This is a genomic window from Streptomyces tendae, from assembly GCF_014650435.1.
GTDB classification, from domain to species: domain Bacteria; phylum Actinomycetota; class Actinomycetes; order Streptomycetales; family Streptomycetaceae; genus Streptomyces; species Streptomyces tendae.
This window is the reverse complement of the sequence record NZ_BMUY01000008.1, coordinates 141,515-162,017: the sequence shown is the minus strand read 5'-3', so window position 1 is coordinate 162,017 and position 20,503 is coordinate 141,515. Positions and strand designations below refer to the sequence as shown.

The 20,503-nt window shown below is 73.4% G+C and carries 19 protein-coding genes; 9 read left to right on the top strand and 10 right to left on the bottom strand.

Annotated features, from left to right (window positions below):
• Positions 1–70 precede the first annotated feature (70 nt).
• Positions 71–3,040, top strand: coding sequence for an SARP-family global regulator AfsR (gene afsR / locus IE258_RS21945; RefSeq protein ID WP_189746045.1), 2,970 nt, complete (start codon positions 71–73; stop codon positions 3,038–3,040).
• Positions 3,041–3,238: 198 nt separating this feature from the next.
• A complete protein-coding gene (gene afsS / locus IE258_RS21940) occupies positions 3,239–3,430 on the top strand; it encodes a regulatory protein AfsS (protein ID WP_127893657.1) in 192 nt (63 codons plus the stop codon).
• 92 nt (positions 3,431–3,522) lie between these two features.
• On the opposite strand, the gene IE258_RS21935 is transcribed toward afsS, so the two are convergent.
• The 3 genes from IE258_RS21935 to kbpA all read right to left on the bottom strand — a co-directional run bounded on the left by IE258_RS21935 (position 3,523) and on the right by kbpA (position 7,498).
• The gene (locus IE258_RS21935) at positions 3,523–4,050 is read right to left on the bottom strand and encodes a hypothetical protein (protein ID WP_189746043.1); all 528 of its coding nucleotides are present in this window, start codon (positions 4,048–4,050) and stop codon (positions 3,523–3,525) included.
• Positions 4,051–4,106: 56 nt separating this feature from the next.
• The gene (afsK, locus tag IE258_RS21930) at positions 4,107–6,503 is read right to left on the bottom strand and encodes a protein serine/threonine kinase AfsK (protein ID WP_189746041.1); all 2,397 of its coding nucleotides are present in this window, start codon (positions 6,501–6,503) and stop codon (positions 4,107–4,109) included.
• A 197-nt stretch (positions 6,504–6,700) separates the two neighbouring features.
• Positions 6,701–7,498: an AfsK-binding protein KbpA gene (gene kbpA / locus IE258_RS21925; RefSeq protein ID WP_189746039.1), complete on the bottom strand. Its 798-nt coding sequence runs from the start codon at positions 7,496–7,498 to the stop codon at positions 6,701–6,703.
• A 135-nt stretch (positions 7,499–7,633) separates the two neighbouring features.
• Here kbpA and IE258_RS21920 point away from each other — a divergent pair, with 135 nt between their 5' ends.
• From IE258_RS21920 to IE258_RS21910, 3 genes are all read left to right on the top strand, one after another.
• A complete protein-coding gene (locus IE258_RS21920) occupies positions 7,634–8,269 on the top strand; it encodes a TetR family transcriptional regulator (RefSeq protein ID WP_159328786.1) in 636 nt (211 codons plus the stop codon).
• Between the two features lie 293 nt (positions 8,270–8,562).
• Positions 8,563–8,988, top strand: coding sequence for a pyridoxamine 5'-phosphate oxidase family protein (locus tag IE258_RS21915; RefSeq protein WP_189746037.1), 426 nt, complete (start codon positions 8,563–8,565; stop codon positions 8,986–8,988).
• 12 nt (positions 8,989–9,000) lie between these two features.
• Positions 9,001–9,669: a pyridoxine/pyridoxamine 5'-phosphate oxidase gene (locus tag IE258_RS21910; RefSeq protein WP_189746035.1), complete on the top strand. Its 669-nt coding sequence runs from the start codon at positions 9,001–9,003 to the stop codon at positions 9,667–9,669.
• Positions 9,670–9,676: 7 nt separating this feature from the next.
• On the opposite strand, the gene IE258_RS21905 is transcribed toward IE258_RS21910, so the two are convergent.
• Positions 9,677–10,294, bottom strand: coding sequence for a GNAT family N-acetyltransferase (locus tag IE258_RS21905; RefSeq protein ID WP_229892323.1), 618 nt, complete (start codon positions 10,292–10,294; stop codon positions 9,677–9,679).
• 99 nt (positions 10,295–10,393) lie between these two features.
• Between IE258_RS21905 and IE258_RS21900 the strand changes: the two genes are divergently transcribed.
• A complete protein-coding gene (locus tag IE258_RS21900) occupies positions 10,394–11,611 on the top strand; it encodes a flavin-containing monooxygenase (RefSeq protein WP_189746033.1) in 1,218 nt (405 codons plus the stop codon).
• Here IE258_RS21900 and IE258_RS21895 read toward each other — a convergent pair.
• Both IE258_RS21895 and IE258_RS21890 read right to left on the bottom strand, forming a co-directional pair.
• Positions 11,608–12,486, bottom strand: a complete 879-nt coding sequence (locus tag IE258_RS21895; protein WP_189746031.1) for a hypothetical protein — start codon at positions 12,484–12,486, stop codon at positions 11,608–11,610. The genes IE258_RS21900 and IE258_RS21895 overlap by 4 nt on opposite strands.
• A gap of 21 nt (positions 12,487–12,507) precedes the next feature.
• Entirely contained in the window at positions 12,508–13,815 is a 1,308-nt protein-coding gene (locus tag IE258_RS21890) for an MFS transporter (RefSeq protein WP_189746029.1), read from the bottom strand.
• 71 nt (positions 13,816–13,886) lie between these two features.
• Here IE258_RS21890 and IE258_RS21885 point away from each other — a divergent pair, with 71 nt between their 5' ends.
• Positions 13,887–14,900, top strand: a complete 1,014-nt coding sequence (locus IE258_RS21885; protein ID WP_189746027.1) for a GlxA family transcriptional regulator — start codon at positions 13,887–13,889, stop codon at positions 14,898–14,900.
• Between the two features lie 317 nt (positions 14,901–15,217).
• Here IE258_RS21885 and IE258_RS21880 read toward each other — a convergent pair whose 3' ends face one another.
• The 3 genes from IE258_RS21880 to IE258_RS21870 all read right to left on the bottom strand — a co-directional run bounded on the left by IE258_RS21880 (position 15,218) and on the right by IE258_RS21870 (position 17,203).
• A complete protein-coding gene (locus IE258_RS21880; protein WP_189746025.1) occupies positions 15,218–15,694 on the bottom strand; it encodes an ATP-binding protein in 477 nt (158 codons plus the stop codon).
• Positions 15,695–16,240: 546 nt separating this feature from the next.
• On the bottom strand, positions 16,241–16,753 hold the full coding sequence (calD, locus tag IE258_RS21875) for a calcium binding protein CalD (protein WP_189746023.1): 513 nt from the start codon (positions 16,751–16,753) through the stop codon (positions 16,241–16,243).
• Positions 16,754–16,822: 69 nt separating this feature from the next.
• A complete protein-coding gene (locus IE258_RS21870; protein WP_003974572.1) occupies positions 16,823–17,203 on the bottom strand; it encodes an STAS domain-containing protein in 381 nt (126 codons plus the stop codon).
• A gap of 328 nt (positions 17,204–17,531) precedes the next feature.
• Between IE258_RS21870 and IE258_RS21865 the strand changes: the two genes are divergently transcribed.
• Positions 17,532–18,125 carry a sigma-70 family RNA polymerase sigma factor gene (locus IE258_RS21865; RefSeq protein ID WP_189746021.1) on the top strand — a complete coding sequence of 198 codons (594 nt, stop codon included), beginning with the start codon at positions 17,532–17,534 and terminating at the stop codon, positions 18,123–18,125.
• On the top strand, positions 18,122–19,411 hold the full coding sequence (locus tag IE258_RS21860; RefSeq protein WP_189746019.1) for a maleylpyruvate isomerase N-terminal domain-containing protein: 1,290 nt from the start codon (positions 18,122–18,124) through the stop codon (positions 19,409–19,411). The genes IE258_RS21865 and IE258_RS21860 overlap by 4 nt, the downstream gene beginning before the upstream one ends.
• A 167-nt stretch (positions 19,412–19,578) precedes the next feature.
• Here IE258_RS21860 and purU read toward each other — a convergent pair whose 3' ends face one another.
• Positions 19,579–20,472 carry a formyltetrahydrofolate deformylase gene (purU, locus tag IE258_RS21855; RefSeq protein ID WP_189746017.1) on the bottom strand — a complete coding sequence of 298 codons (894 nt, stop codon included), beginning with the start codon at positions 20,470–20,472 and terminating at the stop codon, positions 19,579–19,581.
• Positions 20,473–20,503: the final 31 nt, after the last annotated feature.

The following is a 20,503-nucleotide window of genomic DNA, read 5'->3' as shown; positions in this document are numbered from 1 at the left end:
CCCACGGCTGACGTGGTCGGCATGAACAAGGCAAACTGACCTGGTTGCTCAGGATGTCTAGGGGGACGGCATGGACGGTGGACCGCGGGTTCCGGAGCAGCGGCGTCCCGGATTCCCGGCGGAAGGTGAGGAATCGGGCGCGCTGCGCTTCGGGGTGCTCGGGCCGGTGCGCGCCTGGCGGGGCGAGGAGACGCTGACCACCGGCTCCCCGCAGCAGCGCGCGCTGCTGGCCGCCCTGCTGCTGCGCGAGGGGCGTACGGCCACGGCGGCCGAGCTGATCGACGCCCTGTGGGGCGAGGAGCCGCCGTCGCAGGCGCTGGCGGCGGTGCGGACGTACGCGTCCCGGCTGCGGAAGGTCCTCGACCCCGGGGTGCTGGTCAGCGAGTCCGGCGGGTATGCCGTACGGGGCCTGACCGAGGGGGCGCTGGACCTGGCGCGGGCCCAGGACCTGGCCGCCGGGGCCGAGAAGGCCAGGAGCGCCGGGGACCTGTGCCACGCCCGTGACCTGCTGCGCCGGGCGCTGGACCTGTGGGACGGCGAGGTGCTGGCCGGCGTGCCCGGACCCTACGCCCACACGCAACGCGTCCGCCTCGACGAGTGGCGGCTCCAACTCCTGGAGACCCGCCTCGACATGGACCTCGAACAGGGCTGCCACGCCGAGGCCGTCTCGGAACTGACGGCGCTCACGGCGGCCCACCCGCTGCGTGAGCGCCTGCGCGAGCTGCTGATGCTGGCCCTGTACCGCAGTGGCCGCCAGGCGGAGGCCCTCGCCGTCTACGCGGACACGCGCCGGCTGCTCGCCGACGAGCTGGGCGTCGACCCGCGCCCCGGCCTCCAGGAACTCCAGCACCGCATCCTCCAGGCCGACCCGGGCCTGGCCGAGCCCCCCGCCCCGGCCGAGGAGACGGCGACGGCGACGGTCCGCCCGGCACAACTCCCGGCCACGGTGGCCGACTTCACGGGCCGTGCGGCCTTCGTCCGGGAGCTGAGCGACGTACTGTCCGCGGCGTCCGGCAAGACGACGGGCCGCGTGATGGCGGTCTCGGCACTGGCCGGCATCGGTGGCGTCGGCAAGACGACCCTCGCGGTGCACGTCGCCCACCAGGCGCGGGCCGCCTTCCCGGACGGGCAGCTCTACGTCGACCTCCAGGGCGCCGGCGCGCGGCCCGCGGAGCCGGAGACGGTGCTGGGCTCCTTCCTGCGGGCCCTCGGCACGGCCGACTCGGCCATTCCCGACTCCCTGGAGGAGCGCGCCGCCCTCTACCGCTCCGTCCTCGACGGCCGCCGGGTCCTCGTCCTGCTGGACAACGCCCGCGACGCCGCCCAGGTACGACCCCTGCTGCCCGGCACGGACGGCTGCGCGGCACTGGTGACGGCACGGGTGCGGATGGTGGACCTCGCCGGGGCGCACCTGGTCGACCTGGACGTGATGTCGCCCGAGGAGGCGCTGGCCCTCTTCACGAAGATCGTCGGCGAGGAGCGGGTCGCCTCGGAGCGGGAAGCGGCCCTGGACGTGGTCGGCGCGTGCGGGTTCCTGCCGCTCGCGATCCGCATCGCCGCGTCCCGGCTGGCCGCCCGCCGCACGTGGACCGTGTCGGTGCTGGCGGCGAAGCTGGCGGACGAGCGACGCCGGCTGGACGAGCTGCAGGCGGGCGACCAGGCCGTCGAGGCCACCTTCGAACTGGGCTACGGCCAGCTGGAACCGGCCCAGGCCCGCGCCTTCCGCCTGCTGGGCCTGGCCGACGGCCCCGACATCTCCCTCGCGGCGGCGGCGGCCGTCCTGGACCTCCCGGCGCACGCCACGGAGGACGTCCTGGAGTCCCTGGTCGACACCTCCCTGCTCGAGTCGGCGGCCCCGGGCCGATACCGCTTCCACGACCTGGTCCGCCTCTACGCGCGTGCGTGCGCCGAACGCGACGAGAACCCGCCGAGCGAGCGGGAGGCGGCGCTGTCGCGGCTGCTGGACTTCTACCTGGCCACGGCGACGGGCGTGTACGCGATCGAGCGGCCCGGGGACCGGTTGGTGGACGACTTGGAGGGGACGCGGTACCCCGGCCTCCGCTTCACCGACGGGCCCGCGGCACTGGACTGGCTGTACACGGAGTCGTCGTCCCTGCTCGCGTGCGTCCGCCAGGCCGCCGGTACCGGGAGGCTGCGACGGGCCGTCGACCTCCTGTGGGCCGCCCGGGATCTGGCGGAGTCGGGCGCCAACTCCCGTCAGTACGAGGCGACGGCGCTGGCCATGTGCGACGCCACGCAGGCGGCGGGAGACACCCGGGCGGAGGGCAGGGCGCGGATCGCCCTCACCGGGTTCCTGCTGGTGTCGGGCCGTATCCAGCAGGCCGCCGGGGAGGCGGGCCTCGCCATGGAGCGCGCGACCGCTTCCGCGGACCCCACGGCCGCGAGCTGGGCCGCGCAGGACTGCGGTCTCATCGCCCTCCACCAGCACCGCTACTCCGACGGCAAGGTCTTCTTCGACCAGGCCATCGAGGGATTCCGGGCAGCCGGGAACGGCCTGTGCGAGGCGACCGCCCTGTGCAATCTCTCGCGTGCCTACATGGGGATGGGCAACACCGCCAAGGCGGTCGAGTTCGCGGAGAACGGCCTTGCCGTCCACGTCCGGGTGGGCAGCACCATGCGCCTGGCCAACGGGCACTACGCCCTGGGTGTGGCCCTGACGACGGCCGGACGGCACAGGGACGGCCTGGCGCAGTTCTCCCGGGCCCTGACCATCTTCGTCGACCACAGGCAACGGCTGTGGGCGGGGACCACCCACTTCAGGATCGCCGAGACCCATCTGGCGGCGCGGCGCCCGGGCCCGGCCGCGCAGCACGCCGAACAGGCCCTGGCCCTGGGCTGCATCGGCGGCGACCACATGCGCGGCAACGTACTGAAACTCCTCGGGCAGGCACTGAGCGAGCTCGGACAGGTCGACCGGGGGAAGGCCTGCTGGCGCGAGGCCCTCAACCTCTACGAGGCCAACGGCGCTCCCGAAGCCGCCGCCGTAAAGGCCCTGTTGGAGCCCGCGACGGCGGCCTGACGCGGACGACGAGTGGCGTTCAGCGTTCGTTTATCGGCTCGCGGCACACTCGTTCCTGTCACGCCGTCGTAACGGGGGGCAGACGGGTGACCAGCGAGCCCACGGGTTAGTGTGCGGCTCCGAACGCCCGTCCGGTGAGCCACGGGGGAGTCACCGGACGGGCGTTCCACACTCGTTCACCATCGCAGAGGAGTACGCATGAGCGACAAGAAGGCGGAAGCGGTCGCCACTCCGCAGGACAACAACATGCCGACCCCGCCGGTCAAGGACGAGACCATCACCACGATGGACAACAACATGCCCACACCGCCGGCCAAGGACACCATCACGACGATGGACAACAACATGCCGGCCCCGCCCGCCCTGGACCTGGACGGCGACGGCAAGTAGACCTTCCTCCACACGGGGATCGGCCGCGGCGGCGCGGAGGGGAGCCGCCGCGGCCGACGTGTGCGCGCAGGGGGTTCAGGAAACCGGCTCCCTCACCGCTCGGTCACTTCGCAGTGGTCCGGGATGCCGGAGCCGTCGAAGGGGACGCGGACCGCGCTCACGCCATCGGCGGGGACGGTGACTTCCTCGGTGCCCTCGTCGATCGTCGTGCCGTCCGCGTCCTTGAAGAGGACCGTGACGGAGAACGTGGACTCGACGGCGTTGGGGTTGGTGACCTCGACGGTGGACCACGGCTGGTCCTCCATGACGCAGGTGATCAGGTTCAGGACCGCGCCCTCTGCCTCGCCGCTGCCGCCGCTGCCCGAGTCGTCGCCGTAGGTGTCGTCGTCGTAGTCGTGGTAGCCGCTGCCGCCGCTGCCGTACGTGTCGTCGTCGTCCTTGTAGGCGTCGCTACCGCCCGAGGTGGACGACGAACCGTCGTGGTCCTGGCCGGAGCTGCTGCAGCCGCCGCCCGACCCGTCGCCCCCGTGGCCGTGGCGGCCGGTCGAGAAGCCGGTCAGGCTGAGGACCACCAGTGCCGAGATCGCCGTGTACCTGAGTGCTCGCCCCCGTGTCGTCATGAAGATCACGCTAGTGCGCGGATGTCACGGACACGTCACCGGCCGGGCACGGGGCCTCACGTCGTACGGGCCGTTCCCGTGCCCTTCTCCGCGTCCAGCGCGTACACGCAGCGGTCCTTGCTGCAGGCGTACACGATGCCGTCGCGGACGACCGGCGAGCCGGTGATCTCGCCGCCGGTGGCGAGCTTCCAGCGCAGGCGGCCGTCGTCGGCCTTCAGCGTGTACAGCAGGTGGTCGGTCGAGCCGAAGTGGATGCGGCCCTCGGCGACCGCGGGCGCGCCCACGATGTCGCCGCCCGCCTGGAAGCGCCACTTGGGGGTGCCGGTGACCGCGTCCAGCGTGTAGAGGCCCTTGCCGCTGCCCACGTGGACGTGGCCCGCGGCGACCAGCACCGGGTCGGTCGAGGAGCGGGCCTCGGTGGCGATGCGCCAGCGGTCGCGGCCGTCGGTGGCGTCGAGGGCGTAGACGGTGCCGAGGTAGTCGGCCAGGTAGACACCGCCGCCGGTGACGGCCGGGCCCGGCACGAAGGTGGGCGGGGCGAGGAAGACCGCGGGGGCCTCGAAGTGCCAGCGGACGTGGCCGGAGGCGACCTCCAGGGCGAGCACCCGGGTGCCGGCCGCGACGTACACATAGCCGTCGGGGGCCTGGCTGAGGCGGACCGGGACGCCGCCGCAGGAGGCCGCGTCGCCGATCGGGTACGACCATCTCTCGTCGCCGGTACGGGCGTCCAGGGCGCGCAGTCGGGCGTCCTGCCAGACGTACGCCGTGCCGTCGTGCAGCACGGCGCCCGCCTCGGGGGACTCGAAGTCGGTCTGGGCGCCGGTGACCTCCCACAGCTTCTGGCCGGCCGAGGCCTCCCATGCCTGGACGCCGCCGCCGCGGGTGGCGGTGAGGACGGTGCCGCGGTCGGCCTGGAGCGAGTACACCCAGGCGTCCGTCTGGACGCGCCAGAGGTCGGCGCCCTCGCGGGCGTCCAGGGCGAAGAGGGTCGGTCCGTCGGAGGCGTGGATGCGGCCGTCGGCGACCGCCATCGACCAGGCGACGTCCCGGGTCTTGAAGCGGCGGCGGCCGGTGGCCACGTCCAGGGCGTGCACCTCGAAGGAGGTGACGTAGACCAGGTCCTCGGCGACCCGCGGCGTGCCCCAGACGTCGTTGGACATCCGGAACCGCCAGGGACGCCACCCGGCCGGCGATGCCTCCGGGGGCGCGGGCGGCGACGGGGCCGGTACGGCGGGGTCGGCGCCGTTGACGCCGGGGCGCGGGCGGGACCAGGACGCGGCGAGGGCGGACTCCGGCGGGGGTGCGGCGACGGCGGCGGCGCGCATGTCGGCGACGCGCGGGCCAGGGCCGATGGGCACCGCGGCGCCGGGCAGCCGGACCGGCCCGCCGTCGGGGGCGCCGACGGGTGCGGGCACCGCCGGGCCGTGCGCGGGCGGCGCCGGTACGACGGGGTCGTGCGCGGGCGGGGGCGGCAGCGGGGGCGCGTGGGCGGGCCCGCGGGCGCCGGAGGGGCCAGGGCCGCGGCCGCCGGCCGTGGTGGCGGGCTTGGCCGCGGGGCGGCCGTTGCGGCGCCCCTCGATCAGGCCCACGGCCCGCTCGGGCAGCCACGCCGACGCCGTACCGCTGTCGTCGGAGCCGGAGCCGAAGAGGTGCGGGGCGAGCTGGGACTGGAGGTCGGCCGGGTTGGGGCGGCCGGTGGCCTCCATCTGCATGCAGGACTCGATGAGCGGGCGCAGCTCGTCGGGCAGGCCCTCCAGGTCGGGTCCCTCGCGCAGCAGCATGAAGACCGTCTCGACCGGGTTGGCACCGTGGAAGGGCGGGTGTCCGGTGGCGGCGAAGACCAGCATCGAGCCGAGCGAGAACACGTCGCTGGCGCCGGTGACGCTGCGGGAGTCCTTCGCCTGCTCCGGGGACATGTAGGCGGGGGTGCCGACGGCGACGTTCGTCATGGTCAGACGGGTGTTCGAAACGCCGGACGCGATACCGAAGTCGATCACGCGGGGGCCGTCCTCGACGACGAGGACGTTGGAGGGCTTCAGGTCGCGGTGGACCAGGCCCGCCCCGTGGATCGACTGGAGCGCCTCCGCGACGCCCGCGGCCAGCCAGCGCACCGCCTGGGCCGGCAGCGGCCCGCACTCGTTCACTATCTCCTCGAGGGAGGGTGCGGGGACGTAGGCGGTGGCCAGCCACGGCACCGCGGCGCGCGGGTCGGCGTCGACCACGGCCGCCGTGTAGAAGCCGGAGACCGCGCGGGCCGCCTCCACCTCGCGGGTGAAGCGGACGCGGAACAGCTGGTCCTCCGCCAGTTCCGTGCGCACCGTCTTGATCGCCACGCGCCGCCCGGACGCCGAGCGCGCGAGATAGACCAGCCCCATGCCGCCGGCGCCGAGCCGCCCCAGCACCTCGAACGGCCCGATCCGCCGCGGATCGTGCTGCGTCAGCTGATCCACCACTTGCCTGCCACCTCCCCGTACGGGCCGCGCCACCCACATATGTACGCGACCGAAGTGCAGCGTCTCACCACCGCACCTCCGTGGCGCCACGCACCCCGATTCTTCCTGTCCGAAGCGCTGGTGGCGAACCTGGCGACAATCGGGGTGTCTTACCTGATTACGGGCAAAGGGTGCTCAGGAGTCCCTTCCGGGTCCGTTCAGCGTCGCAGCAGCGCGAACGACGCTCCCTGACCGTCCGAGACCACGGCCACCCGCCCGTACGACGTCCCGAAGGGCGGCACCCGCACCCGGCCGCCGAGCCGGGTGACCGCGGCGAGGGCCTCGTCCACGTCCTCGACCAGGAAGTGGACGAGGAAGTGCGGCGGCATCTCGGCGGGGAAGACGTCCGAGACCCGGGCGCGGCCGAAGTCGGGGGACGCGTCCGGCCCGAAGAGCGCCTCGTGGAACAGGTCGCCGTAGAAGGCGTTGGCGGCGTCCGTGTCCCGGGTGTACAGCTCGGCCCAGGCGAAGGTGCCCGGCTCGGGCCGGCGCCCGAAGCCGCTGCGGCGGCCCGGCTGCCAGAGCCCGAAGACCGCACCGTCGGGGTCGGCGGCGAGCGCGGCGGTGCCCAGGTCGCCGACCGGGTGGGGCGGGGTGACGACCTGCCCGCCGCGCGCCCGGATCCGCGCGGCCAGGGCGGTGGCGTCCGGGGTGTGGAAGTACACGGACCACACGGTGGGCATCCGGCCGTCCGTCTTGCGGACCAGCGCGGCGACCGGCTCACCGTCCAGGCACGCCCGTACGGACTCCGCCGGCGCCCGGTAGGGGCTCTCCCCGGACTCCCCCTCCGCCGTCTCCTCCTGGAAGGTCCAGCCGAACAGCTCGCCGTAGAAGCGCCTGCCCGCCTCCACGTCGGAGAGTTGTGCGTCCACCCAGCAGGGGACGCCCTCCCGGCGGGCGGACGGACGGGCCGGCGATTCCGACGACCTCTTCTCGAATGCCCCGTTTTCGGCCATGTCCTCAAAAGTAACCGCGTCACCCGCACCGCGCAGAGCAGGCACACCAGTCTCTCCGCGCTCCCGCACCCCATTTGCAGTCGGCCGAATCGCGCTCGGATCACCCGTCGGTAAGCTGACGGCATGACAGGACAAGTGCGTACCGTCGACGGCCGCGTGGCCGGTCGACGTGGGCAGGCGACCCGGCAGAAACTGCTCGACTGCCTCAGCGAAATGCTCAGCTCCTCCCCCTATCGCGATGTCAAAGTCATCGATGTCGCCCGCAAGGCGGGCACGTCGCCCGCGACCTTCTACCAGTACTTCCCGGACGTCGAGGGCGCCGTACTGGAGATCGCCGACCGTATGGCCGCCGAGAGTTCCTCGCTGGCCGAACTGACGGCGGGCCGCTCGTGGGTCGGCAAGGCCGGCTGGCAGACGGCACAGGAACTCGTCGACGGATTCTTGGAGTTCTGGCGCAAGAACGACGCGATTCTGCGCGTGGTCGATCTCGGCGCGGCGGAGGGCGACAAACGTTTCGCCAAAATCCGCATGAAGATCCTGAACTCGGTGAATTCCCCCCTGACGGATTCCGTCGCCGATCTCCAGGCAAAGGGCAAGGTCGACAAGGACGTGAACCCCGCGGCGATCGCCGGGTCACTGGTCGTCATGCTCGCGGCCGCCGCCTCGCATCAGAAAGGCTTCTCATCCTGGGGTGTGAAACAGGCTGAACTCAAGCCGCATCTCGCCCTGTTGACGTATCTCGGCATCACCGGAAAGAAGCCCGTGAAGTAAGTACGCCGCGCGGCAGCCTGTCATCTCCGCTCCGCGGAACGCCTGACCTCCAGCACTCCAGCCCGCCGGCCCTTCGCCGCCCCGTCGGCCGTCCGCTCGAACTCGGCGACCGTGCCCCGGCCCCCGGCCGCCCCGGTACGACGTCCAGCGCCTCGAAGTTCAGCCCCGCGACGGCCCCGCCCGGGGAACAGTGGCCCGCCCGGCCGACGTTGTGCTCAGTACGAGTACGAGTACGAGTCCCAGTAACAGCACCCGTGTCTGTACCCGCACCACATCCGCTGGAGGAGACCCCCGTGGCCCTGACCCGCGAAGAGCGTGAGACGTTCCTGGCCGAGCCGCACATCGCCGCGCTCGCGGTCGACGCGGAGGCGGGCCGCGCCCCGCTGACCGTGCCGATCTGGTACCAGTACGAGCCCGGCGGCGAGGTGTGGATCATGACGGGCCTCGACAGCCGCAAGAACCGGCTGATCAGCAAGGCGGGCCGGTTCTCGCTGATGGTCGACCGGCTGGAGCCCACCATCCGCTACGTGTCGGTGGAGGGGCCGGTCGTCGAGACGGTCACCGCGACCGAGGAGGACCTGCGGGAGATCTCCGCGCGCTACCTCCCGGCCGAGAAGGTCGACGGCTATGTCGCCTTCGCCTCGGCGAACCACGGCGAGCAGGTCATCGTCCGGATGCGCCCCGAACGCTGGGTCTCCTCCGACCTCGGCTCGGTCTGAGCCCGGGCAGGCATGGGAACCGATCTCCACGAGCTGCTGAGGACGCTGCGGGTGTGGGACCCCGCGGTCACCGGGCTGCCGCCGTTCGACCCGGCCGACGCGCCCGGCGATCCGCTGGAGCTGTTCACCCGGTGGTTCGCCGAGGTGGTCGCGGCCGGAGAGCGCGAGCCGCACACGATGTCGCTGGCGACGGCGGACGCCCAGGGCCTGCCGGACGCGCGCGTCGTGATGCTGCACGGCGCGGACGCGGACGGCTGGGCCTTCGCCACCCACGCCGACAGCCGCAAGGGCCGCCACCTCGCCGCCCGCCCGTACGCCGCCCTCGTCTTCTACTGGCCGGTGCTGGGCCGCCAGGTGCGGCTGCGCGGACCGGTCTCCGTCGCCCCGGCCGATCAGGCGCGGGCCGACCTGCACGCGCGGTCGACGGGCGCGCTGGCCGCCGCGCTCACCGGGCGGCAGAGCGCCGAGCTGGACTCGCCGCAGGAGCTGGCCCGTGCCTCGCAGGCGGCCTGGGAGCGGGCCGAGCGGGAACCGGACGCACCGGTCGCGTCCTGGACGCTGTACCGGCTGCGCCCCGCCGAGGTGGAGTTCTTCCAGGGCGAGGCCCGCCGTCGCCACGTGCGGCTGGCCTACCGGCGTACGACGGAGGGCGGTTGGGACCGGCGGCTGCTGTGGCCGTGAACCGCGCTCACCGCACGCCGGGCGGGGCCGGCTCCTCGTCCGTGGCCAGCCGCGCGTGCAGGTGCACGTCCCGGAACGCGTCGTGGCGGCCGGCCTCGAACATCGCCTCGCGCAGGGTCCCCTCGGCGCGGTAGCCGCTGCGCTCGGCGACCCGGCAGGAGGCGTCGTGGCCGACGGCGTGGCCCAGTTCGAGGCGGTGCAGGCCGAGTTCGGCACAGGCCCAGCGGGAGGCGAGGAGCAGGGCGCGGGTGGCGACGCCCCGGCCCCGGGCCTCGGGGAGCACCCAGTAGCCGACCCGGGCCACCTTCATCTGCCGGCTGATCTCGTTGAGCCCGATGTGCCCCAGCGTCGTACCGCTCTCCTCGTCCGCGATCCGGAACGACGCCGACCTGCCGTCCGCCGCGTCCCGCGCCCGCCCGCGCAGCGACTCGCGGGCCCCGGCGAGGTCGGTCCACAGCTTGAGCGGGGTGTTCCAGCGCTGGAACTCGGGGTCCAGGCAGCCCCGCAGCCAGGTGTGGGCGTCGTCGTCCGAGCCGGCGTCCCAGGCGCGCAGGCACAGGCCGTGTCCGCGCGGTTCGGTGCCGGCGAGGGAGGGGTCGAGGGTGTACATGCGTGTGTGGGCCATCCGGCCATTCAAGCCGACCGGACCCAGTCGTGACCGATCCGCAACCGATTCCGGTCTTGACCGAGACCCATCAAGCCAGGGCGCGATTACGCTCGCCGCATGGCCGACTCCACAGCGTCCGCTGAACCGCAGCGGCCCGCCCACCCCGCGGGCCGACCCGTGTACGTCATAGGCGCCGGTCCCGGCGGTCTCGCCGTCGCCCACGCGCTGCGCGCCCGCGGTCTGCGGGCCGTGGTCCTGGAGCGGGCCGACCACGTCGGCTCCTCCTGGCGGCGCCACTACGACCGGCTGCGGCTGCACACCACCCGCCGGCTGTCGGCGCTGCCCGGCCTGCCGATGCCGCGCCGCTTCGGACGGTGGGTGGCCCGGGACGACGTGGTGCGGTACCTGGAGAAGTACGCCGAGTACCACCAGCTGGAGATCGTCACCGGCGTCGAGGTCTTCCGCGTCGAGCCCACGGCCGACGGGACCGGGTGGCTGCTGCACGCCTCCGGGGGCCGGGAGCTGACCGGGGCCGCGGTGGTGGTCGCCACCGGCTACAACCACACCCCGCGCGTGCCGGACTGGCCGGGACGGGACACCTACACCGGCGAGTTCCGGCACGCCGCCGAGTACCGCGCCCCGGCCCCGTATGCCGGCCGGGACGTCCTGGTGGTCGGGGTGGGCAACACCGGCGCCGAGATCGCCGTGGACCTGGTGGAGGGCGGGGCCGCCCGGGTCCGGCTCGCGGTGCGCACGGCGCCGCACATCGTCCGCCGCTCGACCGCCGGGTGGGCCGCCCAGTACACCGGCGTCCTGTGCCGGCGGCTGCCGGTCGCGCTGGTGGACCGGCTGGCCCGGCCGCTCGCCCGGATCAGCGTGCCCGACCTGTCGGCCCAGGGGTTGCCGCGCCCCGACACCGGGCTCTACAGCCGGGTGGCCGAGGGTGCCATCCCGGTGCAGGACGTGGGCCTGATCGACGCGGTGCGCTCCGGCGGGGTGGAGGTCGTCGCCGCGATGGACGGCTTCGAGGACGGCAAGGTCGTGCTGGCCGACGGCACCCGCATCGCCCCCGACGCGGTGATCGCGGCCACCGGGTACCGGCGCGGCCTGGAGGGGCTGGTCGGACACCTCGGCGTCCTCGACGACACCGGGCGCCCGGTCGCCCACGGGGGCCGCACCCCTGCCGCCGCACCCGGCCTGTACTTCACCGGGTTCACCAACCCCATCAGCGGCATGCTCCGCGAGCTGGCGATCGACGCCGAGCGCATCGCGGGCACGATCGCGAAACGGGGTGCGGGGCGGGATGCGGGACGCGTGTCGCGACTGCCGGGCTAGTCCTGGGCGAGGATCAGCAGATCACCGGCGTCCGGGTCGCCGAACAGTGCGAACAGCTCGGGGTCCTGCTCGCTCCCGCTGATCGTCCAGTGCGTGTCCTCCCCGCATCCGCCGTCGAGCCGCACCAGTACGGCCTCGCGGTCGCCGTACCGGTCGCGGGCCCAGGTGCCCGTGCCGTCGCACCTGGTGTAGTCCTGGTCCGCTTCGAAGTCGGGTTGGGCGGGGACCCGGGTCAGCTCGGCCCGGCCGCCCGGGGCCAGCCGCAGTACGGCCCCGTCCTCGCCCCGCCAGTCCCCGGCGAGTTGCCCGGACGACAGCCGAGGGGGTTCGTAGTCGTCGGCCAGGGCTGCCGCCGACATTCCGCACACGACGAGGAGCGCGAGGCTCGCTCCCGCCGAGCCGAGCCAGACTCCGCAGCCTCCCCACGGCCGTCCGCGCAGGGAGTGGAGGACCAGCACCGGCAGGACACCGACCCCGGCGAACCACGGGAGGGTGTCGCCGACCGGCCACCCCCACAGCACGAGGGCCGGCACCGACCATCCGGCGCCGATCAGCACGGACCCGGTCAGGTGCAGGGCCCACGCGGGGCCCGGGAGGACGCGGGACAGCCGGCGGGCCAGGGCCGCGGCGGGTGCGATCTGCACGGCAGCATGGAGCAGGCCGACGAACGGCAGGATCAGCGGCACGCAGAGAATGCCCAGATAGCCGCCGCCCCCGTAGCCGTAGTCGTCCCGGCCCGCCTCCATGGCGAACCACCACGCGAGCCACACCAGCGGGGCCTGCCCCGCGCACAGCGCGATCGCCCGGTTCCACTCGTCGTCCGGCCGGGCGGGCCGCTGACGTCCGCCGGCCTTCCCCGTTCTCCCCCACCCCATGCCGGGGAGCCTACGACGGGCTCATGACAGCACGGACACCGGAACCGGCCGCCGCCGGATCACCAGCGCCATCAGCGCCGCCGCCGCGCACAGGGCGCCGGAGGCGATCCACACCACGTCGTAGGAGCCGAAGTGGTCGCGGGCCACGCCGCCGATGAAGGCGACGAGGGCGGCGCCCACCTGGTGGGAGGCCAGCACCCAGCCGAAGACGATCGCGCTGTCGTCGCCGTAGTGCTCGCGGCACAGGGCGAGGGTGGGCGGGACGGTGGCGACCCAGTCGAGGCCGTAGAAGACGATGAAGAAGACCATCGGCGGGTGGACGCTCGGCGCGAGCAGCATGGGGAGGAAGAGGAGGGAGACGCCGCGCAGGGCGTAGTAGACGGCGAGCAGGCGGCGCGGTTCGAAGCGGTCGGTGAACCAGCCGGAGGCGATCGTGCCGACCACGTCGAACACGCCGATGACGGCGAGCAGCGAGGCGGCGGCGGTGATCGGCATGCCGTGGTCGTGGGCGGCGGGCACGAAGTGGGTCTGGATCAGGCCGTTGGTGGAGGCGCCGCAGATCGCGAAGGTGCCGGCCAGCAGCCAGAACGGGCCGGTGCGCACGGCGGAGAACAACACCGTCAGGGCGCGGCGGGCGGCGCCGGGGACGGGCGCGGGCTTGGGCACGAACTCCTGGGCGCCGTACGGCTTCTGGCCGACGTCGGCCGGGTGGTCGCGCAGGAGGAGCCAGACGAAGGGGACGACGGCCAGGGCGGCCAGCGCGACGGTGACGGCCGCCGGGCGCCAGTCGTACGTCTCGACGATCCAGGACAGCAGCGGCAGGAAGATCAGCTGTCCGGAGGCGGAGGCGGCGGTGAGGACGCCGGTGACCAGACCGCGCCGCTCGGTGAACCAGCGGTTGGTGACGGTGGCGGCGAAGGCCAGGGCCATCGAGCCGGAGCCGAGGCCGACCAGCAGGCCCCAGCACAGGATGAGCTGCCAGGCGGAGTCCATCCACACCGTGAGGCCGGAGCCGAGCGCGATCACCAGCAGGGCGACGGCGACCACCCGCCGGATGCCGAAGCGGTCCATCAGCGCGGCGGCGAACGGCGCGGTCAGCCCGTAGAGCGCGAGGTTGACGGAGACGGCGGCGCCGATCGTGCCGCGCGACCAGCCGAACTCCTGGTGGAGCGGGTCGATGAGGATGCCGGGCAGGGAGCGGAAGGCGGCCGCCCCGATGATCGTCACGAAGGTGACGGCGGCGACCCACCAGGCGCGGTGCACGCGCCGGCGGCGGGCCGGCTTCCGCCGGTCCTCGGGTCCTGCGGTGATGTCGGTTGTCTGGGTCACGTCAGAGAGTCTCCGCAACGGATCCCGCCCGAGCGAGTGGCCCGAAGGACAGCGTTCGCTAGGATCGGGCCATGGCCTCCGACACCCTCGCCCCCGCGGACCGCCCGCACCGCGTCGCCGTCCTCGCCCTGGACGGCGTGATCCCCTTCGAGCTGGGCATCGCGCAGCGCATCTTCGGCCTCGCCCGCGACGAGCACAGGCGCCCGCTGTACGAGGTCGTCACCTGCTCGGTCCGCCCGCCGGGCCCGGTCGCCACGGACGCCGACTTCGAGATCCTGGTCGATCACGGCCCCGAGGCCCTGGCCACCGCCGACACGGTCGTGGTCCCCGCCTCCTACGAGCTGGGCCCCGTCTACGAGGAGGGCGTGCTGACCGAGGAGCTGGCCGCCGCGCTGGCCCTCGTGCGGCCCGGCACCCGGCTGGTCGCGATCTGCACGGGCGGGTTCGTGCTGGCCGCCGCCGGGTGTCTGGACGGCCGCCCGGCGACCACGCACTGGGCCTCCGCCGAGCACTTCCAGCGGCTCTTCCCAAAGGTGCGGGTCGACGCCGACGTGCTGTTCGTCGACGACGGCGACGTGCTCACCTCGGCCGGGGTCGCGGCCGGGATCGACCTGTGCGTGCACATCGTGCGCCGGGACCACGGCACCGCCGTCGCCAACGAGGTGGCCCGCCGCACCGTCGTACCGCCGCACCGGGACGGCGGACAGGCGCAGTACATCGAGCGGCCGGTGCCCGATCCGCAGCAGTCGTCCACGACGGCCGCCCGCGCCTGGGCGCTCGGCCGCCTGCACGAGCCGATCCAGCTGCGGGACATGGCCGCCCAGGAGTCGATGTCGGTACGCACCTTCACCCGGCGTTTCCGCGAGGAGGTCGGCGTCAGTCCGGTCCAGTGGCTCACCCGGCAGCGCGTCGAACGGGCCCGGCACCTGCTGGAGTCCACCGCGCTCTCGGTCGACCAGGTCGCCCAGGAGGCGGGGTTCGGCACCGCCCAGTCGATGCGGCAGCACCTGCAGACGGCTCTCGGGGTCACCCCGACGGGGTACCGGCGGACCTTCCGCGCGGAGTTGTCCACAGCCTGTGGATGAGGAGTGGGATCCCGGGATCCGTCCCGTACCCGTCGGCCGGCGGCGCGGCGTTGTCCGCCCCGAGCACGGCATCGCGCGCGCCGCCGCCCGACTCCGGCGCTCCCGCCCGGCTCCCGTCGCCCCCGAGGGAACCGCCGCCGACACGACCCACGCTCGTCGAGGGCTCCGTCACCGAGCCCTCGTCGTCCCCTCGCGGCGAATCGTTGCCTACAAGCGTGAGGAAACGGTCACGATCCGTCAACCAGCGAGGGAAGTATCAGCACTTGTGTCCCGTTTCACCGGGGACGCGCACGGAAGCACACACCGGCGCACGGCCGTTACACCACTTCGTACGCGAATCCCTCGTACGCCACCGCGCCGCCGCCGCTCCCGCAGGCCGGCGGGGCCTCCTCGCCCGCGGCGCACCGGTCCAGTTCGCACCAGATGCGCTTGCCGGCGCCCTCCCGGCTCCAGCCCCAGCGGTCGGCCAGGCCGTCCACGAGGGCGAGCCCCCGGCCGCCCGTCGCCTCACCGCCCGCACAACGGGGCACGGGAGCCCGGTCGCTGGCGTCGTCCACTTCGAGGCGGACGGTGGCCTCCTCGGTCTCCTCGGTCACCGCGCCCGGCAGCACCAGCCGCAGCACCGCCGAACGCCCTGTGTGCACCACGGCGTTGGTGACGAGTTCGGAGACGAGCAGGACCAGCGTCTCGGCGAGTGGCTCATCGGCCCGTATCCCCGAGCCGGCGAGCCGGGAACGCGCCCACCGCCGGGCACGCCCCACTTCCGAGGGGTCTGGACGGACCTCCAGCTGCACTTGAAGCACCTGCACCGCTCACACCATCCGAACCGGCGGACACAAAGGCTCGCGCCTCATGAGGGCCACGATCGTAGCCATTTCCAGCATGGCCAGAACAACGGCCGGGGCAGGGATCACGGAACGTGAATCCCCTGCGGGACAGCATGGTTGACGTACAGTCACGCCAACAAGCGCTTCGGGCATATTCCAGCGCGAAGGAGTACGCGTGCGGCATACTGTGCGACGCGCGTTCCGGGGAGTCGAACAGGCGGCGGCCGACGGCCCTCGCACCCTGCGGGGCAAGGCGCACACCGCCGGTTCCGGAGCCGCCCCAGGGGCAACTCCGGCACGGCTGGCGCTCGGGAGCACTCGCATCCCACACAAGGTACCGGAGTGTGGCACCGACTCCGGGCCGTAACGGCCGACTCGACGGACACGACCCGGTATCAACGCTGCGTGACGCCGTTCCGCCACGATCCGCGACACTCGGGCGCGCGGTCCTCCGGAAGCGACACTCGGGCACGCGTTACTCGGGCGGGTACGCGTTACTCGGGCGGGTACGCGCTACTCGGGCACGGTGAAGTAGCGGGCGAAGGCCGGGACGATCTCCGCCTCCCCCACCTTGCCGTCGCCGTCCGTGTCGAGCGCGGCGGCAACCGAGCGGGCGAGGTCCTCGGGCACGCCGAACGCGGTCAGCGCCCGCGCGGTGTCCGCGACCGTGGCCGCTCCGTCACCGTCGGTGTCGGCGACGTCGATCGCCGCATGCAGGAAGGGGCGGGCGATCTCGGCGAAGCGGTCCGGCTTGTCCCGCAGCCGCTTGACCGCTCCGGTGACGAACTCCGCACGGGTGATGCGCTGGTCGCCGTCCCGGTCGGCGATGCCGGCCAGCCCCTGCCAGAGCGCCTCGGCACCGCCGTACAGGGCCTGGCCCTTGTCGGAGCGGGCGGCGACGCCGAACTCGGCGAGCAGGGCCTTGGCCGCCCCGCTGAAGTCGGAACGGTCGATGTGGCCGTTGCCGTCCTGGTCGAAGGTGGTGAACCGCGCGGCGATCCTGCGCTCGTACTCGCTGTTGACCATGGTCTCTCCGGCCGCCTCACGTCGGTGTTCGGGGGTACGTCCCGCCGGGAGCGTACGCCGTCGGGCGGCCTACGCGGACAGGGGCCGCGGCTCGTCGCCGGTCGCCGAGGCCAGGTCGGGGTGGCAGTCGAAGAGCCGGCGCACCCCCAGCGCGCCGAGCACCCGGTTGACGTGGGAGCCGTCGACGGCGCCCTGGGCGGGCAGTATCAGCCGCAGCCTGCCCTGGCAGGAGCGGATGAGCCGCCGGGACGCGATGAGGACCCCGACCCCGCTGGAATCGCAGAACAGGACGTCGGAGAGGTCCAGGACGAGGCTGTGCCGCCCCTCGGCCACCTCGTCGTGCACACGCTGCCGCAGCACCGGTGACGTCACCAGGTCCAGTTCGCCCGACACCTGGAGCACGGCCCACTGGCCCCGCTCCCCGCCGGTCACGTTGAACGTCACCACCATGCCCTTCGTTCGCCGGAACGTCTGGAACCTTCGGATTCACCCGAAACGGAAGCCATGCCTACGCTTCTTGGCGGCGCGCCTGCCCACCGGCCGTTCCCGCAAACTCCGTGACGGAAACGGAGGCCGGTCGGAAGTGGCTTGTTTCAGACGGTTTCGATCCCGTTCGATCGAATTCGGTCGCACGATAGAGGGTAGTGGAGGCACATATCACCTCCGGCCGGTCGGGGGCGCGCATTGGAACAAAGGGGCGTGCGCTGTCGGACGTGCCGACTACATTCGGGGAGAGGGCGGCCGCACGCTGGGACCGAGGAGGGGGTGGAGGGACCGCATGGCGAAGAGGGACGCACCACTGCGCTGGGACCGCAAGATGCAGCAGCGGCTCGCACGCGGCGAGGCCGCCGCCCTGGGCGAGCTGTACGACCGGTTCGCCTCGCTGGTGCACGGCCTGGCGCACCGCGTACTCGACGACGAGCGGGCCGCCGACCACATCACGCGCGACGTCTTCGCGCACGTCTGGGAGCACCCCGACGCCTACGACCCCCGGCAGGGCCCGCTGCGCACCTGGGTCGCCACGCTCACCCACCGTTTCGCCGTCCAGCGGCTGCGCGCCACCGAGACTGCGGCCCTCGTCCGGGGCGGTGCGGGCACCGCGGAGGAGCTGGAGACCAAGGTGCGGCACGCCTCGGTCGCCGCCCGCGCCGACTACATCGTCCAGTCCATGCCGGCTCCGCTGCGCGCCGCGCTGGAGCTGGCTTATTTCCAGCGCCGCGACTACCGCCAGACCGCCGCCGACCTCGGCGTCACGGAGGACGAGGCCCGCCGCCGCCTCCGCCTGGGCCTCCAGCTGCTGTCCACGGCCCGCGACGCCGGCACCGCCCCGCACCCGCCCGGGGCCCCGCCCGAATACGGGGGTGCGGCATGAAGGCGTTCGACGAGGACGACGGACCCGACAAGCACGACGAGCACGACGGGCACGACGGGCACGACGGGCACGACGGGCACGGGGACGGCGAGGCGGGAGCCGGCAGCGGGGCGCGCATACCGCTGCCCCGCGCCTCCGTCGAGGACGGCGGGCGCGTGCTGCCCGAGGCGGCACCGGTCGCGCTGGAGCACCAGGTGCTGACGTCGCTGCTGGGCGCGTGGGCGCTGGCCGCCTGCTCGGCGCAGGAGACGGCGGCCGTCGAGGACCATCTCGGGCAGTGCGAAGCCTGCGCCGAGGAGGCGCTGCGCCTGCGCGAGGCCGTCACGCTGCTCCAGCGGCCGGAGAGCCTCGATCTGGACCCCGCCCTGCGCACCCGGGTCCTGGACGGGTGCCTGGAGCGGCGTCCGCCCCGCATCCCGGTGCCCGAGTGGGCCACCCCCTACGACGCCGAGACCGCGCGCCTGGACGCGCTGCTCCAGGACTTCGGGGACGCCGAGTGGCACGCACCGGTCCGGCTGCGCTGGTTCGAGGACGACGGCGCCGCGAGCCGCCGGACCACCGTCGCCGGGGTCATCGCCCACCTGCTGACGGTCGACGGGACGGTCGCCGTCGCCCTGGGCCTCGACGACCCGCTGGGTGACATCACCGCGCCCAGCCGCGCACCGGCCGCCCGCACGGAGGCGTACTGGCGGGCCTCGCACTACCCGCCCACCCGGGCGGTGCGGGCGCCCTGGCGTGGGCAGGGTCACAGCATCGTCCGGACGGTGGCGTTCACCGGCGACGCGGGCGGGATGCCGGTCTCGTACGGCGACTTCGAGCTGCCGTTGCGGGACGCGATGCTGGACCGGGCGTTCGAGTGCTGGGTGCACGCGGAGGACATCGCCGAGGCGGTGGACTACCCGTACGAGCCGCCGTCCGCGCGCCATCTCAACGGCATGATCGACCTCGCGGCCCGGATGCTGCCGGGTGTCCTCGCGGCGCGCCGCCGGGCCGGTCTGGCCGCGCCGGGCGACCGTCCGCACCTGGTCGCCGCCGGCGAACCGGGACGGAGCCTGCGGCTGGAGATCGAGGGTTCGGGCGGCGGCGAGTGGCTCATCCCGCTGGACTCCCCCGGCGCGGTGGGCTCCGCCGACCACGAGGTGGCCCATGTCGCCCTGGACGGCGTGGAGTTCTGCCGGCTGGCGGCGGGCCACGTACCTCCGGCGGAGGCGGCGGCGGGTCAGGTCGGGGACCGGGAGGCGATCCGGGACGTACTGTTCGCTGCCGCGAGCTTGAGCCGTATGTAGGGGGCGGTTGCGGGTGCGCGGGCGGCTGCGGGTGCGTCGTGGCTTGGCGCGCCCACGCGGCGGAGCCGCATATTCATACAGCCCCGCGCCCCTTGAAGGGGCGCGGGGAACTGCGCGAGCAACCACCCACCACCCGCAGCCGCCCGAGAACCCGATCCCCCGCCCCGCTAGGCGAAAACGACCGTCCGGCGGCCGTTCAGGAGAATCCTCCGCTCCGCGTGCCACTTCACGGCCCGCGCCAGCGCCTGGCACTCCACGTCCCGCCCGATCGCCACCAGCTGGTCCGGCGTGACGTCGTGGCCGACGCGCTCGACCTCCTGCTCGATGATCGGCCCCTCGTCGAGGTCGGCCGTCACGTAGTGCGCGGTCGCACCGATCAGCTTCACACCCCGCGCGTGCGCCTGGTGGTACGGCTTCGCGCCCTTGAAGCTCGGCAGGAAGGAGTGGTGGATGTTGATGATCCGCCCGCTGAGCGCCTTGCACAGGTCGTCCGAGAGGACCTGCATGTAGCGGGCCAGTACGACCAGTTCGACGTTCTCCTCGCGCACGATCTCCAGGACCCGGGCCTCGGCCTCCGGCTTGGTGTCCTTCGTCACGGGGATGTGGTGGAAGGGGATGTCGTAGGACCCCACCAGCTCGGCGAAGTCGGTGTGGTTGGACACCACGGCGGCGATCTCCACCGGCAGCGCGCCGATCCGCGCGCGGAAGAGCAGGTCGTTCAGGCAGTGCCCGAACCTGCTCACCATGAGCACGATGCGCATCTTCGCGTCGCCCCGGTTGATCTGCCAGTCCATGTGGAAGGCGTCACCGATCGCGGCGAAGCTGGCGCGCAGCTTGTCCACGGTCACCGGCTCGCCGGCCGAGAAGTGGACCCGCATGAAGAACAGACCCGTGTCGTGGTCCCCGAACTGCTGGCTGTCCTCGATGTTGCAGCCGGTCATGAACAGGTAGCTCGAGACGGCGTGCACGATGCCCTGCTTGTCGGGGCAGGACAGGGTGAGGACGTACTGGTCGGCCGGGGCGTCGGCCGAGGGGACGGCGGCTGAGGACTGCGCGTTCATGCCGCACAGGGTCCCATATCCGGCCCCGCGG